Raw genomic sequence first — 14,111 nt, forward strand, 5'->3', positions numbered from 1 at the left:
TGTACCCCGAAGGGCCTTACCGCTCGACTTGCATGTGTTAAGCACGCCGCTAGCGTTCGTCCTGAGCCAGGATCAAACTCTCCGTTGAAGACTCTAGAAACACCCGAAGGCGAATCAGAAGTATCTCGAACCAGAGTCCGAAAACCTAGCAAAAACAGCCGGCTGGAAATTAGCCGACTTCAATGTCCGACCCTCACACGGGGGGTGAGAATCGGAACCAAATTTCAAAATTTGGCACTGACATTCATCGACACACTATTGAGTTCTCAAAGAACACACGCACAAGCCATCTCCCGGGCGGTAAGCCCGTTCGATCAGCTAGGCAACTTATCAAGCTTAGCTCGCATCATGCAGCAGACCAAATCTGCTGGTCAGGTGGAACTAGTGTGATCATCAGGCGCTCCTCGTCCAACCTCGTTTCCCAGGCCCTTGGGGCTCCGGGTCGGTGTCCGTGTCGCTCTGACCTGGAATAAGTTACGTGTTGCGACGAACCAAAGTCAAATCGGCTGTCTACCTGCGCTTTTCCGGCACATCGGATGACTGGCACGAACAAGTCGAAGAGCGCGCGGCTCCGAATACCTCCCCACAACACTGCCTATGGGTAAGGAGGTCTCGTGGCCGCAGCTGTTCGGGCGCGGACGGAGAGTCGCGAGGGTAGGTCCGGAGTTCTGTATGCGGTGTCGCGAGCGACGGACGCCGCGCGAGCCGGCGATGTCGAGACCGCGGCACTACTACTCCGAGAGGCCGAGCAGCTGGCGGGGAGAGAAGACCGCATCGCAGGTACACCGGCTGTCCACATCACCGGAAAACCAGCCCTGCGGGCCGCGTTGACAAGCATCAGAGCAGCAACGATCGTCGGAGTGCGCCGTCTGACGGGGTTCTGTGCGTCATCTCGGTCTTACCCAGGGTGGTTGGCCCGGGCTCACGAGGCTCCGGGTCGGGACGAAGGAGTCTGCGTGAATTCAACGGTGGGTGAGCGAACGCCCGGCGATCAGGTGGGTGGGGCGGACGGCCTCGTCTATGTCGTGTTCATTACCGCTGCGGCGGCCATGGGTGGGTTTCTGTTCGGGTATGACAGCTCGGTCATCAACGGTGCGGTCGAGGCGATCCGGTCTCGGTACGACATCGGGTCGGCGACCTTGGCGCAGGTGGTGGCCATTGCATTGATCGGGTGCGCGGTGGGGGCGGCGATCGCGGGACGGACCGCGGACCGGATCGGGCGCATCTGGTGTATGCGGATCGCGGCGACGTTGTTCACCTGTAGCGCGATCGGGTCGGCGTTGCCGTTCGCGCTCTGGGATCTCGCGATGTGGCGTGTGATCGGTGGCATCGGGATCGGGATGGCATCGGTGATCGGGCCCGCGTACATCGCCGAGGTGTCGCCGCCGGCGTATCGCGGGCGGCTGGCGTCGTTCCAGCAGGCGGCCATCGTGATCGGTATCGCCACTTCACAATTGGTGAACTTCGCGATTCTGAAGATGGCGGGCAGTGAGCAGCGCGGCCATATCGCAGGACTCGAGGCTTGGCAGTGGATGCTCGGGGTGATGGTGGTGCCGGCGGCGCTGTACGGACTGTTCTCGTTCACCATTCCGGAGTCGCCGCGGTACCTGATCTCCATCGGCAAGACCGACAAGGCCAAGGAGGTGCTGGCCCAGGTCGAGGGCGACAAGGGGAATCTGGACGAGCGGGTGGCCGAGATCGAGCAGGCCATGCACAGCGAGCACCGGTCGACGTTCAAGGATCTGCTGGGCGGTGGGTTCGGGTTCCTGCCGGTGGTGTGGATCGGTATCGGGCTGTCGGTGTTCCAGCAGCTGGTCGGCATCAATGTCGTCTTCTACTACTCGGCGACGCTGTGGCAGTCGGTGGGCATCGACCCGTCCAGTTCGTTCTTCTACTCGTTCACCACCTCGATCATCAATATCGTCGGCACTGTGATCGCCATGGTGCTGGTCGATCGGATCGGGCGGAAACCGCTGGCGCTCATCGGATCCACGGGTATGGCGATCTCGCTCGCATTGGAGGGCTGGGCGTTCTCCTACAAGTCCGGGTCCGGGAACAGCGTGAGTCTGCCGCACACCCAGGGCATCGTGGCGCTCATCTCCGCGCACTGCTTCGTGCTGTTCTTCGCCATGTCGTGGGGTGTCGTGGTGTGGGTGCTGCTCGGCGAGATGTTCCCCAACAGGCTGCGCGCCGCGGCGCTCGGCGTGGCCGCGTCGGCGCAGTGGATCGCCAACTGGGTCATCACCGCCAGCTTCCCCAGCCTGGCCGACTGGAACCTGTCGGGGACCTACGTCATCTACACCGCCTTCGCCATCCTCTCGATTCCCTTCGTGCTCAGGTGGGTTCCGGAGACGAAGGGCAAGGCACTGGAAGAAATGGGCTGAACGGCTATTTGAGGATCTTGGTGATCTGGCCGGCGCCGACCGTGCGGCCGCCCTCCCGGATGGCGAATTTGAGGCCGATCTCCATGGCTATGGGTTGGATGAGGACCACTTCCATGGAGACGTTGTCACCCGGGAGGACCATCTCCACTTCCTGCGGAAGCGTCACCACGCCGGTGACATCCGTTGTGCGGAAGTAGAACTGGGGGCGGTAGTTGTTGAAGAAGGGGGTGTGGCGGCCGCCCTCCTCCTTCGAGAGGATGTAGGCCTGGCCTTCGAACTGGGTGTGGGGTGTGACCGAACCCGGCTTGATGACGCACTGGCCGCGCTCCACATCTTCGCGGCGGACACCACGCAGGAGGAGGCCGACGTTCTCGCCGGCTTGGCCCTCGTCCAGCAGTTTGCGGAACATTTCGATGCCGGTCACGGTGGTCTTGGTGGTCTTCGGGCGGATGCCGACGATCTCCACCTCCGCGTTGACCTTCAGGACCCCGCGTTCGATGCGGCCGGTGACGACGGTGCCGCGGCCGGTGATGGTGAAGACGTCCTCGATGGGCATGAGGAAGGGCTTCTCGACCTCGCGGGTGGGGGTGTCGATCCAATCGTCCACGGCGGCCAGGAGTTCGGTGATGGTGTCGCCCCACTCGCCGGTCGGGTTCTCCAGCGCCTGGTAGGCGGAGACGCGGACGATGGGGGTGTTGTCGCCGTCGAATTCGTATTCGCTGAGTAGGTCGCTCACCTCGAGTTCGACCAGTTCCAGGATCTCTTCGTCCTCGACCACGTCGCACTTGTTCAGTGCCACCACCATTTTCGGGACCCCGACCTGGCGCGCCAGGATGACGTGCTCCTTGGTCTGCGGCATCGGGCCGTCGGTGGCGGCGACCACCAGGATGGCGCCGTCCATCTGGGCGGCGCCGGTGATCATGTTCTTGATGTAGTCGGCGTGGCCGGGGCAGTCGACGTGCGCGTAGTGGCGGTTCTCCGTCTGGTATTCCACGTGGGCGATGGAGATGGTGATGCCGCGCTGCCGCTCCTCGGGGGCCTTGTCGATGGCCTCGAAGGGTGTGAAGGGATTCAGGTCCGGATATTTGTTGTGCAGGACCCGGGTGATCGCCGCGGTGAGAGTGGTCTTGCCGTGGTCGATGTGGCCGATGGTGCCGACATTGACGTGCGGCTTCGTCCGCTGGAACTTCGCCTTCGCCACTGGGAACCTCCTGTGCGCCCGCGCGATTCGAGAGGGCACCGGAGGGTGGGAACACCGCGAAGTCATGCCCGACGGCGGTGTCTGTTCCAGGGTATTCAGCCGCCGGCCCGCACAGGTCGAGAACAGTCCGAACCGGACGTACAGGACTGTTGACGGGTGGTGTTCCGCTCGGCGAGTCCCCGGGAGACGCGCCGAACCCGCCTCGGGTGAGCAGGGGAAGTAACGTGGGCGGTTATGACAGCTGTTGCAGATCGTTCGCTCGGACCGGACCTCGTACGCACCGTGAGCATCGGGCAGGCCGACGTCCTCGTCATCGGCCTCACCTCGACGGATGACGGGCCGGAGATCGCGCCCGCCGACGCCTTCGAGGATGTGCTGGACGGCGAGACCCGGGCCGCGCTGCTGACTGCGCTGCAGGCGGTCGGGGCCAAGGGGAAGGGCGAGGAGGTCACGCGGGCGCCGGCTCCGGCCGGGCTGGGCGTCGACTACGTGCTGGCGGTCGGGCTCGGGGCCGAGGACAAGCTCGACGCCGAGCAGGTGCGCAAGTCGGCCGGTGCGGCCGGTCGGGCGCTGACCGGGGTGGCGACCGCGGTCACCACGCTGTCGGGGCTGGACCTCGGCGCGGCGGCCGAGGGCTTCTACCTGGGCGCGTACCAGTTCACCACGTTCAAGTCCGCCAAGACCGCGCCCAAGGACGACGATCAGCCGGTCAAGCGCGTCGAATTCCTGGTTCCCGAACCGGGATTCGGGGAAGAGGCGCTGTTCCGGGCGCAGGCCGTCGCCGAAGCCGTGGCCACCGCCCGGGATTTCGTGAACACCCCGCCCAACGACCTGTTCCCGGCCGAATTCGCCAACCGCGCAGCGGAATTGGCCAAGGCCGCAGGCCTGCAGGTGGAGATCCTGGACGAGAAGGAACTCGAATCCCAGGGCTACGGCGGCATTCTCGGCGTCGGCAAGGGCTCCTCGCGGCCGCCGCGGCTGATCCGCATCACCTACGCGGGCGGCGACCCCAAGGTGGCGCTCATCGGCAAGGGCATCACCTTCGACACCGGCGGCATCTCCATCAAGCCCGCAGCGAACATGGAGAACATGACCTCCGACATGGGCGGCGCGGCGGCGGTCATCGCCACCACGCTGCTGGCAGCGCGACTGAGCCTGCCGCTCACGGTTGTCGCCACCGTGCCCATGGCCGAGAACATGCCGTCGGCCACCGCGCAGCGGCCCGGTGACGTGCTCACCCAGTTCGGCGGGACCACCGTCGAGGTCATCAACACCGACGCTGAGGGCCGGCTCATCCTGGCCGACGCGCTCGTGCGCGCGGGCCAGGACGAGCCCGACTACGTCATCGACGTCGCCACCCTCACCGGTGCGCAGATGGTCGCGCTCGGCACCCGCACCCCCGGCGTCATGGGCACCGACCTCTTCCGCGACCGGGTGGCCCGCATCTCGCAGGCCGTCGGCGAGAACGCCTGGGCCATGCCGCTTCCCGCGGAACTGCGCGCCGACCTGAACTCCAAGATCGCCGACCTGCAGAACGTCGCGCCGCACCGCTGGGGCGGCATGCTGTCGGCCGGCCTGTTCCTCAAGGAGTTCGTCTCCGAGAGCGTGCAGTGGGCCCACCTGGATGTGGCCGGTCCCGCCTACAACACCGGCGGGCCGTTCGGCTACATCGGCAAGGGCGGCACCGGCGTCCCGGTCCGCACCCTCATCGCCACCCTCGAGGACATCGCCGCCGAGTAGCGAACGGCGCAGTCGCACACGGACGCCCGCCCCGCTCGATGCGGTGGCGGGCGTCGTCGTTCGGCGCGGCCGGACTCGCACCGGACGTTCCGGGCCCCGGCGTCAGAGGTCCTGGGCCGCGCGGCGTTCCAGGATGCGGCGGCGCGCTTCGTAGTCGCGCATGCGCTGGGGGTAGCCGACTCGGCGGGCGTCGTAGACGGGGATGTTCAAGGTGGCGGACAGGCGTCGCGCGCCGCGCTCGCCGACCGCGCGGCGGGTCCACGACCCGTCGTGGGCAACCAGGACGACCGAGACGTCGGACACCGTCGTGCGCGGCTCGACGAAAGCCTCCACGCCGTAATGGCTTCGGGTCCAGGCGGCGAGATGCGCCATCGCCTCGGGGTCGGCATCACCCCGGCGCGCGGTACCGCTGCGCCCGAACAGATCCAGGAAACCCATCCCGGCTACCTCCTCTCCGGCCACGGAAAGACCGCCGGATAATTCGATAGTGCCAGCTCCCGGACCGTTCGCCAGTCCCCCGGCCAACCCCTAAGCAGCCCCACAGAATCCGTTCAGCCCCGGCTCAGCCCAGCGCTGGCTCCCGCGCCCCGGGACGACCGCAGAAACGCGATTCGGCGAGCCCGGTGGCGCACTCGGCAATTCGGGGCCGGTGAGACGATGCCGCGGGGCCAAATCCATGCGCCGACACGAGAGACATGCGAAAGGGCGTTCGCGTGCGCCGACGGCGCCCATCGACATTGCGGCGAAGCTGCCGGCATCCTGCGTGCCCTCAGCCGATTCACCACGCCCCGCGAATTCATCACTCCCGCGACGTAACCGCCGCACTCCCCCATGGACGCCCAGCCATCCCGTCGGCGGGCCGCCGGTGAGTTCAGCTAGCTGTCGGCTATCCCGCTCAGTGCTGCCGTGACTCCCGGCCAGCGGCACCCGGGACAGAGGTGTCGCGCGCAAACGTGATACGTCTCATGCCATTCCCGCCAATTCACGCTCACGCCAGGGAGATCTCTTGCTCACGCGGGGGATCGCGACACTGAGAGGTCGGCGCAACGGCCGCCCTGTGACACGCCGCACCCGGACGAGTGCAAGGATGGGTGGCTGGAACAAGAACCAACACGGATCTCCGGTGCCGCAGAATGATCGGTGGCCGTCGGGACGACATCGCGACCCGCGGTGCCATGCCCGCGGAGAGACGAACTGTTTAACCCGACGAGCAGTCAGAGGAGTCAACGGACATGACCTTCTCCGTCCAGATGCCGGCTCTTGGTGAGAGCGTCACCGAGGGCACTGTAACCAGGTGGCTGAAGCAGGAAGGAGACACGGTCGAGGTCGACGAGCCGCTGCTCGAGGTCTCCACCGACAAGGTCGACACCGAGATCCCGTCCCCGGTCGCAGGCGTTCTCACGAAGATCGTCGCCCAGGAGGACGACGTGGTCGAGGTCGGCGGCGAACTCGGCGTGATCGGTGAGGCCGGTTCCGCTCCGGCCCCGGCCGCCGCCCCGGCACCCGCCGACGCCCCTGCCCCGGCGCCCGCGCCGGCCCCCGCACCCGCCCCGGCCCCGCAGCCGGTCGCCGCCGCTCCGGCGCCGGCCCCCGCCGCGCCCGCCCCGGCCGCTGCCGCCTCCGGCACCCCGATCAAGATGCCCGAGCTCGGTGAGTCCGTCACCGAGGGCACCGTCACCCGCTGGCTGAAGCAGGTCGGCGACCAGGTCGCCGTGGACGAGCCGCTGCTCGAGGTCTCCACCGACAAGGTCGACACCGAGATCCCGTCGCCGGTCGCCGGCACCCTGCTGGAGATCTCCGCGCAGGAGGACGACGTGATCGCCGTCGGCGGTCAGCTGGGCGTCATCGGCAGCGGCGTCGCCGCGGCCGCACCCGCTCCGGCCCCCGCACCCGCTCCGGCGCCTGCCCCGGCTCCCGCGCCCGCCCCCGCTCCGGCTCCGGCCGCTGCGGTTCCGGCCCCCGCACCGGCCCCCGCCCCTGCTCCGGCTCCGGCTCCCAAGCCCGCTCCGGTTCCGGCCGCGGCCACCCCGGCCGAGGAGCCCTCCACCAACGGCGGCCCCTACGTGACCCCGCTGGTGCGAAAGCTGGCCGCGGAGAACAACGTTGACCTCGCGACCCTCACCGGTTCCGGTGTCGGTGGCCGCATCCGCAAGCAGGATGTGCTCGCCGCCGCGGAGGCCAAGAAGGCTCCGGCCCCCGCCGCTGCCGTCGCGCCCGCCGCCGCTGCTCCGGTCGCCCCGGCCGCGCCCGCGCCCGCGCCGCGTCCGTCGCTGTCGCACCTGACCGGCACGGTCCAGAAGGCCAGCCGCATCCGGCAGATCACCGCGACCAAGACCGTGGAGTCGCTGCAGACCACCGCGCAGCTCACCCAGGTGCACGAGGTCGACATGACCAAGATCGCCGCCATGCGCAACCGCGCCAAGGCCGCGTTCAAGCAGCGCGAGGGCGTGAACATCACGTTCCTGCCGTTCTACGCCAAGGCCGTCATCGAGGCGCTGGCCGTGCACCCGAACGTGAACGCGTCCTACAACTCCGACACCAAGGAGATCACCTACCACTCGGTGGTCAACCTGGGTATCGCGGTCGACACCGAGCAGGGCCTGCTCTCGCCGATCATCCACAACGCCAACGACCTGTCGCTGGCCGGGCTGGCGCGTGCCATCGCCGATATCGCCAACCGGGCGCGGACCGGTGGCCTGAAGCCGGACGAGCTGGCCAACGGCACCTTCACCATCACCAACATCGGTTCGCAGGGCGCCCTGTTCGATACCCCGATCCTGGTGCCGCCGCAGGCCGCCATGCTGGGCACCGGCGCGATCGTCAAGCGCCCCATGGTGATCAGCGACGACGGCAACGAGTTCATCGGCATCCGCTCGATGGCCTACCTGCCGCTCACGTACGATCACCGCCTCATCGACGGCGCCGACGCGGGTCGCTTCCTGACCACCGTCAAGCACCGGCTGGAAGAGGCCGCGTTCGAAGGTGACCTCGGGCTCTAATGCCGGATACGGGCGGCAGGAATGATCGGATGAAGGTCGTGATCGCCGGTTCGTCCGGGTTGATCGGGACGGCACTCGTCGCGGCGCTGCGCCGCGACGGGCACGAGGTCACCCGCCTCGTGCGCCGTCCCGTGCACGCCCGCGACGAATTCACCTGGGACCCCGTCCGTTCCAATCTGGACGAACGTGCGCTGCGCGGCGCCGACGCCGTGGTGAACCTCTGCGGCGCGGGCATCGGGCAGCGGCGCTGGACCGGCAGCTACAAACAAGAGCTGCGCGACAGCCGCATCGTCCCCACCGACGTGCTGGCCGCCGCGGTCGCCGCCGCGGGCGTGCCGACGCTGGTCAATGCCAGCGGCGTGCACTACTACGGCGGCGATCTCGGCGACCGCGTCGTCACCGAGAGTTCCCCCGCCGGAACGGGTTTCCTGGCCGGCCTGTGCGCCGACTGGGAGGCCGCCACCGAGCAGGCCGCCGACGCCGGCGTGCGCACGGTGCTGCTGCGCTCCGCGGTGGTGCTGGCCCGGCACGGTGGCATGCTCGGAATGCTGTATCCCCTCTACTATCTCGGCCTCGGCGGGCGGCTGGGCAGCGGCCGCCAGTACGTGCCGTGGATCTCCCTGGACGACGAGGTCGGCGCGATCATCTACGCGCTCACCCACGAAAGCCTTTCCGGCCCGGTCAACATGGTCGGTCCCGCGCCGGTGACCAATGCGGAGTTCACCCGCGCGCTGGGCCGCGTCATGCACCGGCCGACTCCCCTGATGGTCCCCGCGTTCGCGCTGCGGCTGGCCGTCGGCGAGTTCGCCGAAGAGGCAATCCTGCACGGCCCCAGGGCAATTCCCACCGCGCTCGAGACCGCCGGCTACCCCTTCCAGCACCCCACCATCGGCGCGGCACTGTCCGCGACGCTCGGTCAGTCCGGCTGATCCGGCCCGTTGCGGTGGGCGCGGCGCACGTCACAGCGGGCCCGTCGATACCGTGTGGAACGTGACCAATCATCCGTCCGAGCTGCTGGTGCGGGATGCGCGCGAGAGCGATCTCCCCGAGATCCTGGTGATCCACAACAACGCCATCGCCGAGACCACCGCCATCTGGGATACCGAACTCGCCGACCTGGACGAGCGCAAGGCCTGGTTCGCGGCGCGGACCGGAGCCGGACATCCGGTGCTGGTGGCCGAGATCGACGGCAAGGTCGCGGGGTACGCCAGCTACGGGCAGTTCCGGCCGAAGTCCGGCTACCGGTTCGCCGTCGAGAACTCGGTGTACGTGTCAGATATATTCCAGCGGCGCGGAGTGGCCACGGCCCTGATGACCGAGCTGCTGGCTCGGGCGCACCGGGGCGGCGTACACACCATGATCGCCGCGATCGAGTCGAGTAACCGCACGTCGATCGCCCTGCACGAGAGATTCGGGTTCCGGATCGTCGGGCAGCTACCGGAGGTCGGGCACAAGTTCGGCCGCTGGATGGATCTCACACTGATGCAAACCGTTCTCGATGAAGGGGTAACGTCGCAGCCGTGAGCACGAGCAGTACGGCCACCGCACCGTTACCCAGCGCGGTATCGGCCCGCTTCGACGGCACACCCCTTTCCGTCGAAAATCTGGGCCTCATCGACTATCAGGAAGCCTGGGAGCTTCAGCGCGCCATCGCCGCCGAACGTGCCGACGGCATCGGGCAGGACCGGCTGCTATTGCTGGAACACCCCTTCGTCTACACCGCCGGCCGGCGCACCGAGCCGCAGGATCTGCCCTTGGACGGCAGCCCGGTCATCGAGGTGGATCGCGGCGGGAAGATCACCTGGCACGGACCTGGGCAACTGGTCGGCTATCCGATCATCCGGCTGGCCGAGCCCGTCGACGTGGTGGCCTACGTACGCCGGCTGGAGGAAGCGCTCATCGCCGTCTGCGCACAGCTCGGACTGGAAACCGGCCGGGTGGAAGGCCGTTCGGGCGTGTGGGTGCCGGCAACGGAGTCCCAGCCCGAGCGCAAGGTCGCGGCCATCGGCGTGCGCGTCCAGCGCGGGGTCACCCTGCACGGCCTGGCGCTGAATTGCAATTCCAGCCTGGATGGCTTCAATGCCATTGTGCCGTGCGGGATTCGCGACGCCGGGGTCACCACCCTGAGCCGCGAACTCGGGCGCGAGGTCACCGTCGACGAGGTGCGTCCCCTGGCAGCCGATGCGATCGCGCGCGCCCTCGATGGCGATCTGAAGGTGGCCGACCACACCATCTCCCACTGCGTGAAGACGTCGGCCGAATGCCCGGAACCGCTTCCCGCATCGACGACCGATCAGCTCCCGGTGGTGCCGCGAACCGTGCCCGCCAAGGCCGAATGATCATGAGCGTAGGGTGAACCAAGTGACCTCTGTCGATACCCCGGCATCCGATAACACGGCCGCACCCAATGGCCGCAAGCTGCTTCGCATCGAGGCCCGCAACGCCGAGACCCCGATCGAGCGCAAGCCCTCGTGGATCCGCACCCGCGCCACCATGGGACCCGAGTACACCGAACTCAAGGGTCTGGTGAAACGCGAAGGGCTGCACACGGTTTGCGAGGAAGCCGGGTGTCCCAACATCTTCGAGTGCTGGGAGGACCGCGAGGCCACCTTCCTCATCGGCGGTGAGCAGTGCACGCGCCGCTGCGACTTCTGCCAGATCGACACCGGCAAGCCCGCCGCCCTGGACCGGGACGAGCCGCGGCGTGTGGCCGAGAGCGTGCAGGCCATGGGGCTGCGCTACTCGACCGTCACCGGCGTCGCGCGCGACGACCTCGAGGACGGCGGCGCGTGGCTGTACGCCGAGACCGTGCGCGCCATCAAGCGGCTCAACCCGCACACCGGCGTCGAGCTGCTGATCCCGGACTTCAATGCCGTGCCCGAGCAGCTGGCCGAGGTCTTCGAGTCCCGTCCGGAGGTGCTCGCGCACAACCTGGAGACGGTGCCGCGCATCTTCAAGCGCATCCGGCCGGCCTTCCGCTACGAGCGGTCGCTGGCGGTCATCACCGCCGCGCGCGCGGCCGGTCTGGTCACCAAGTCCAACCTCATCCTGGGCATGGGCGAGACCCCGGAGGAAGTCACCCAGGGCCTGCGCGACCTGCACGAGGCGGGCTGCGACATCATCACCATCACCCAGTACCTGCGGCCCTCCCCGCGCCACCACCCGGTCGACCGGTGGGTGAAGCCGGAGGAGTTCGTGGAGCACTCCAAGGCCGCCGAGGCCATGGGCTTCGCCGGGGTGATGGCCGGTCCGCTGGTCCGCTCGTCCTACCGTGCGGGTCGCCTGTACGCCCAGGCGATGCGCCACCACGGGCGCGAGATCTCTCCGGAGATGGCCCATCTCGCCGAGGAGGGCAGCGCGGCGCAGGAGGCGACCAGCGTGCTGGCGCGCTTCGGCTCCTAGCCGATCGAATTCGTGCACTGTGGCCCGGACGCACCGTCCGGGCCACAGTCGTTTTGCGACACCTCGCCAGGTGAACGGCGGGTGTCGGCGCGCCATCCAAATCGGTTCGGTCGATTCGTGGACGCGTGCGCGGCGCTGGTGGGAAGCTCGAAGGACCGCATTGATCGACCCCGGGAGCGAGCCATGGTCGAGCGAACGACGACGTCGCAAGGTGTCAACGGCAGGGTGGTCGTGGCCGAAAGGCCGGCCGATATACGGAATGTGGTGCTGGTAGGCCACAGCGGGTCCGGGAAGACCACGCTGGTGGAGGCGCTCGCCGTGGCGGCCGGGGCGGTACCCCGGGCCGGGCGGGTCGAGGATGGCACCTCCGTCTCGGACTACGACGACATCGAGCAGCGACAACACCGGTCCGTGCAACTGTCGGTGGTGCCAATGGGCTGGGACCACGTCAAGGTCAACCTCCTCGACACCCCCGGCTACGCGGATTTCGTCGGGGAACTCAGGGCCGGTCTGCGAGCGGCGGACGCGGCCCTTTTCGTACTCTCCGCCGCCGCGGGCGTGGAGGGCGTGAGCGGGGCGACGCTGGCACTGTGGGAGGAGTGCGCGCGCGTCGGCATGCCGCGCGCCATCGTGCTCACCCATCTGGACACCGCGCGGGCGGACTTCGAGGACATGACCGAGACCTGCCGCCAGATTCTGGGCGGCGGGCGGGCGGAAAGCATACTGCCGCTGCATCTTCCGGTGTACGGGCCCAAGGGGGCCGACGGGCACCGGCCGGTCACCGGGCTGATCGAACTGCTCACCCAGCACGTCTACGACTACGCCAGCGGGGAACGCCTCGAAACGCCCGCCTCCGAGGAGCAGCGGGAGCAGTTGGAGGAGGCGCGCAACCGGCTCATCGAGGGCATCATCGCCGAGAGCGAGGACGAGACCCTCATGGACCGCTACATCGGTGGCGAGGAGATCGACCTGGCCACGCTGGTCGCGGACCTCGAAAAGGCGGTGGCGCGCGGCAGTTTCCATCCGGTGCTGATCGCCGCACCGCCGCCGGAGGGCGCGCGGCAGGGGCTCGGCACGGTGGAGATCCTGGATCTGATCACGCGCGGATTCCCCACGCCCGCCGAACATCCCGTGTCCGCGACCGGGTCCGGCGGCAAGGCCGCCGCGCTGGCCTGCGATCCCGCCGCGCCGCTGGCCGCCGAGGTGATCCGCACCGCCTCCGATCCCTATGTGGGCCGGCTGTCGCTGGTGCGGGTGTTCTCGGGCACGCTGCACGCCGACGACACTGTGCACGTGTGCGGGCACGGACAGGGCGACAACGGTGATCACGATGCCGACGAACGCGTCGGCGGGGTGTCCGCGCCGTTCGGGAAGCAGCAGCGGCCGCTGCCGCAGGCCATCGCGGGGGACATCGTGTGCGTGAGCAAGCTGTCGCACGCCGAGACCGGGGATACGTTGTCCGCCAAGGATTACCCGCTCCTCATCGAGCCCTGGTCCATGCCCGATCCGCTGCTGCCGGTGGCCGTGAAGGCGCACAGCAAGGCCGACGAGGACAAGCTCTCGCAGGGCCTGTCGCGACTGGTTGCCGAGGATCCGACGGTGCGGCTGGAACAGAACCCCGACACCCATCAGCTGGTGCTGTGGGTGCTGGGCGAGGCCCATCGCGATGTGGCGCTGGAACGGCTGCGGTCCCGGTTCGGGGTGCAGGTGGATGTCATCGACCACCGGGTGGCGCTGCGCGAGACCTTCGCCACCCAGGCGACCGGGCGCGGGCGGCATGTGAAGCAGTCCGGCGGACACGGGCAGTACGCCATCTGCGAGATCGAGGTGGCGCCGCTCCCCGAGGGGTCCGGGATCGAGTTCGTGGACAAGGTGGTGGGCGGAGTCGTTCCACGCCAGTTCATCCAGTCGGTCGAGAAGGGCGTGCGCGCCCAGGCCGCGCGCGGTGTGGCGGCCGGATATCCACTCGTGGATGTGCGGGTGACGCTGTTCGACGGGAAGGCGCACTCGGTCGACTCCTCGGACGCGGCCTTCCAGATGGCCGGGGCGCTGGCCCTGCGGGAGGCGGCCGCAGCGGCGCGCATCAACCTGCTGGAGCCGATATCCGAAGTGCACGTGGTGGTTTCGGACGACTACGTGGGACCGGTGCTGGTCGATCTGTCCAGCCGTCGCGGCCGGGTGCTGGGCACCGAGCCGGTCGGGCTGGGGCGCACCGCGATTCGTGCCGAGGTGCCGGAACTCGAGCTCAGCCGCTACGCCGTGGACCTGCGTTCACTGGCGCACGGCGGGGCCACCTTCACCCGCGCCTACGCGCGGCACGAGGCCATGCCCACCCAGCTGGCGGAGTCGATGCGGGACAAGGCCGGGAGCAACGGCTGAATCCGG

10 protein-coding genes and 1 rRNA gene are annotated in these 14,111 nt (G+C 68.4%); 8 read left to right on the forward strand and 3 right to left on the reverse strand.

Going from position 1 to position 14,111, the window contains the following annotated elements; all coding sequences use genetic code 11:
- Positions 1-88 (reverse strand): 16S ribosomal RNA (locus tag ACWEKS_RS08220); the annotation flags it as partial.
- 868 nt (positions 89-956) lie between these two features.
- Here ACWEKS_RS08220 and ACWEKS_RS08225 point away from each other — a divergent pair.
- A complete protein-coding gene (locus ACWEKS_RS08225; RefSeq protein ID WP_452339434.1) occupies positions 957-2,384 on the forward strand; it encodes a sugar porter family MFS transporter in 1,428 nt (475 codons plus the stop codon).
- 4 nt (positions 2,385-2,388) lie between these two features.
- Here the strand turns inward: ACWEKS_RS08225 and tuf are convergent, their stop codons facing one another.
- Positions 2,389-3,585: an elongation factor Tu gene (gene tuf, locus ACWEKS_RS08230; protein ID WP_452339435.1), complete on the reverse strand. Its 1,197-nt coding sequence runs from the start codon at positions 3,583-3,585 to the stop codon at positions 2,389-2,391.
- A 234-nt stretch (positions 3,586-3,819) separates the two neighbouring features.
- Between tuf and ACWEKS_RS08235 the strand changes: the two genes are divergently transcribed.
- The gene (locus tag ACWEKS_RS08235) at positions 3,820-5,325 is read left to right on the forward strand and encodes a leucyl aminopeptidase (RefSeq protein ID WP_452339436.1); all 1,506 of its coding nucleotides are present in this window, start codon (positions 3,820-3,822) and stop codon (positions 5,323-5,325) included.
- Positions 5,326-5,427: 102 nt separating this feature from the next.
- Here ACWEKS_RS08235 and ACWEKS_RS08240 read toward each other — a convergent pair whose 3' ends face one another.
- A complete protein-coding gene (locus ACWEKS_RS08240; protein ID WP_354838482.1) occupies positions 5,428-5,763 on the reverse strand; it encodes an oxidoreductase in 336 nt (111 codons plus the stop codon).
- Between the two features lie 794 nt (positions 5,764-6,557).
- Between ACWEKS_RS08240 and sucB the strand changes: the two genes are divergently transcribed.
- The 6 genes from sucB to ACWEKS_RS08270 all read left to right on the forward strand — a co-directional run bounded on the left by sucB (position 6,558) and on the right by ACWEKS_RS08270 (position 14,105).
- Positions 6,558-8,324 carry a 2-oxoglutarate dehydrogenase, E2 component, dihydrolipoamide succinyltransferase gene (gene sucB / locus ACWEKS_RS08245; RefSeq protein WP_452339437.1) on the forward strand — a complete coding sequence of 589 codons (1,767 nt, stop codon included), beginning with the start codon at positions 6,558-6,560 and terminating at the stop codon, positions 8,322-8,324.
- Between the two features lie 29 nt (positions 8,325-8,353).
- The gene (locus ACWEKS_RS08250; RefSeq protein ID WP_452339438.1) at positions 8,354-9,253 is read left to right on the forward strand and encodes a TIGR01777 family oxidoreductase; all 900 of its coding nucleotides are present in this window, start codon (positions 8,354-8,356) and stop codon (positions 9,251-9,253) included.
- A gap of 82 nt (positions 9,254-9,335) precedes the next feature.
- The gene (locus ACWEKS_RS08255) at positions 9,336-9,848 is read left to right on the forward strand and encodes an N-acetyltransferase family protein (RefSeq protein ID WP_452339621.1); all 513 of its coding nucleotides are present in this window, start codon (positions 9,336-9,338) and stop codon (positions 9,846-9,848) included.
- Positions 9,845-10,663 carry a lipoyl(octanoyl) transferase LipB gene (gene lipB, locus ACWEKS_RS08260; protein WP_452339439.1) on the forward strand — a complete coding sequence of 273 codons (819 nt, stop codon included), beginning with the start codon at positions 9,845-9,847 and terminating at the stop codon, positions 10,661-10,663. Before ACWEKS_RS08255 ends, lipB begins: the two co-directional genes overlap by 4 nt.
- A gap of 22 nt (positions 10,664-10,685) precedes the next feature.
- On the forward strand, positions 10,686-11,726 hold the full coding sequence (gene lipA, locus ACWEKS_RS08265) for a lipoyl synthase (protein WP_452339440.1): 1,041 nt from the start codon (positions 10,686-10,688) through the stop codon (positions 11,724-11,726).
- A 183-nt stretch (positions 11,727-11,909) separates the two neighbouring features.
- Positions 11,910-14,105, forward strand: a complete 2,196-nt coding sequence (locus ACWEKS_RS08270; protein ID WP_452339441.1) for an elongation factor G-like protein EF-G2 — start codon at positions 11,910-11,912, stop codon at positions 14,103-14,105.
- Positions 14,106-14,111: the final 6 nt, after the last annotated feature.

Source organism: Nocardia sp. NPDC004711 (assembly GCF_053601595.1).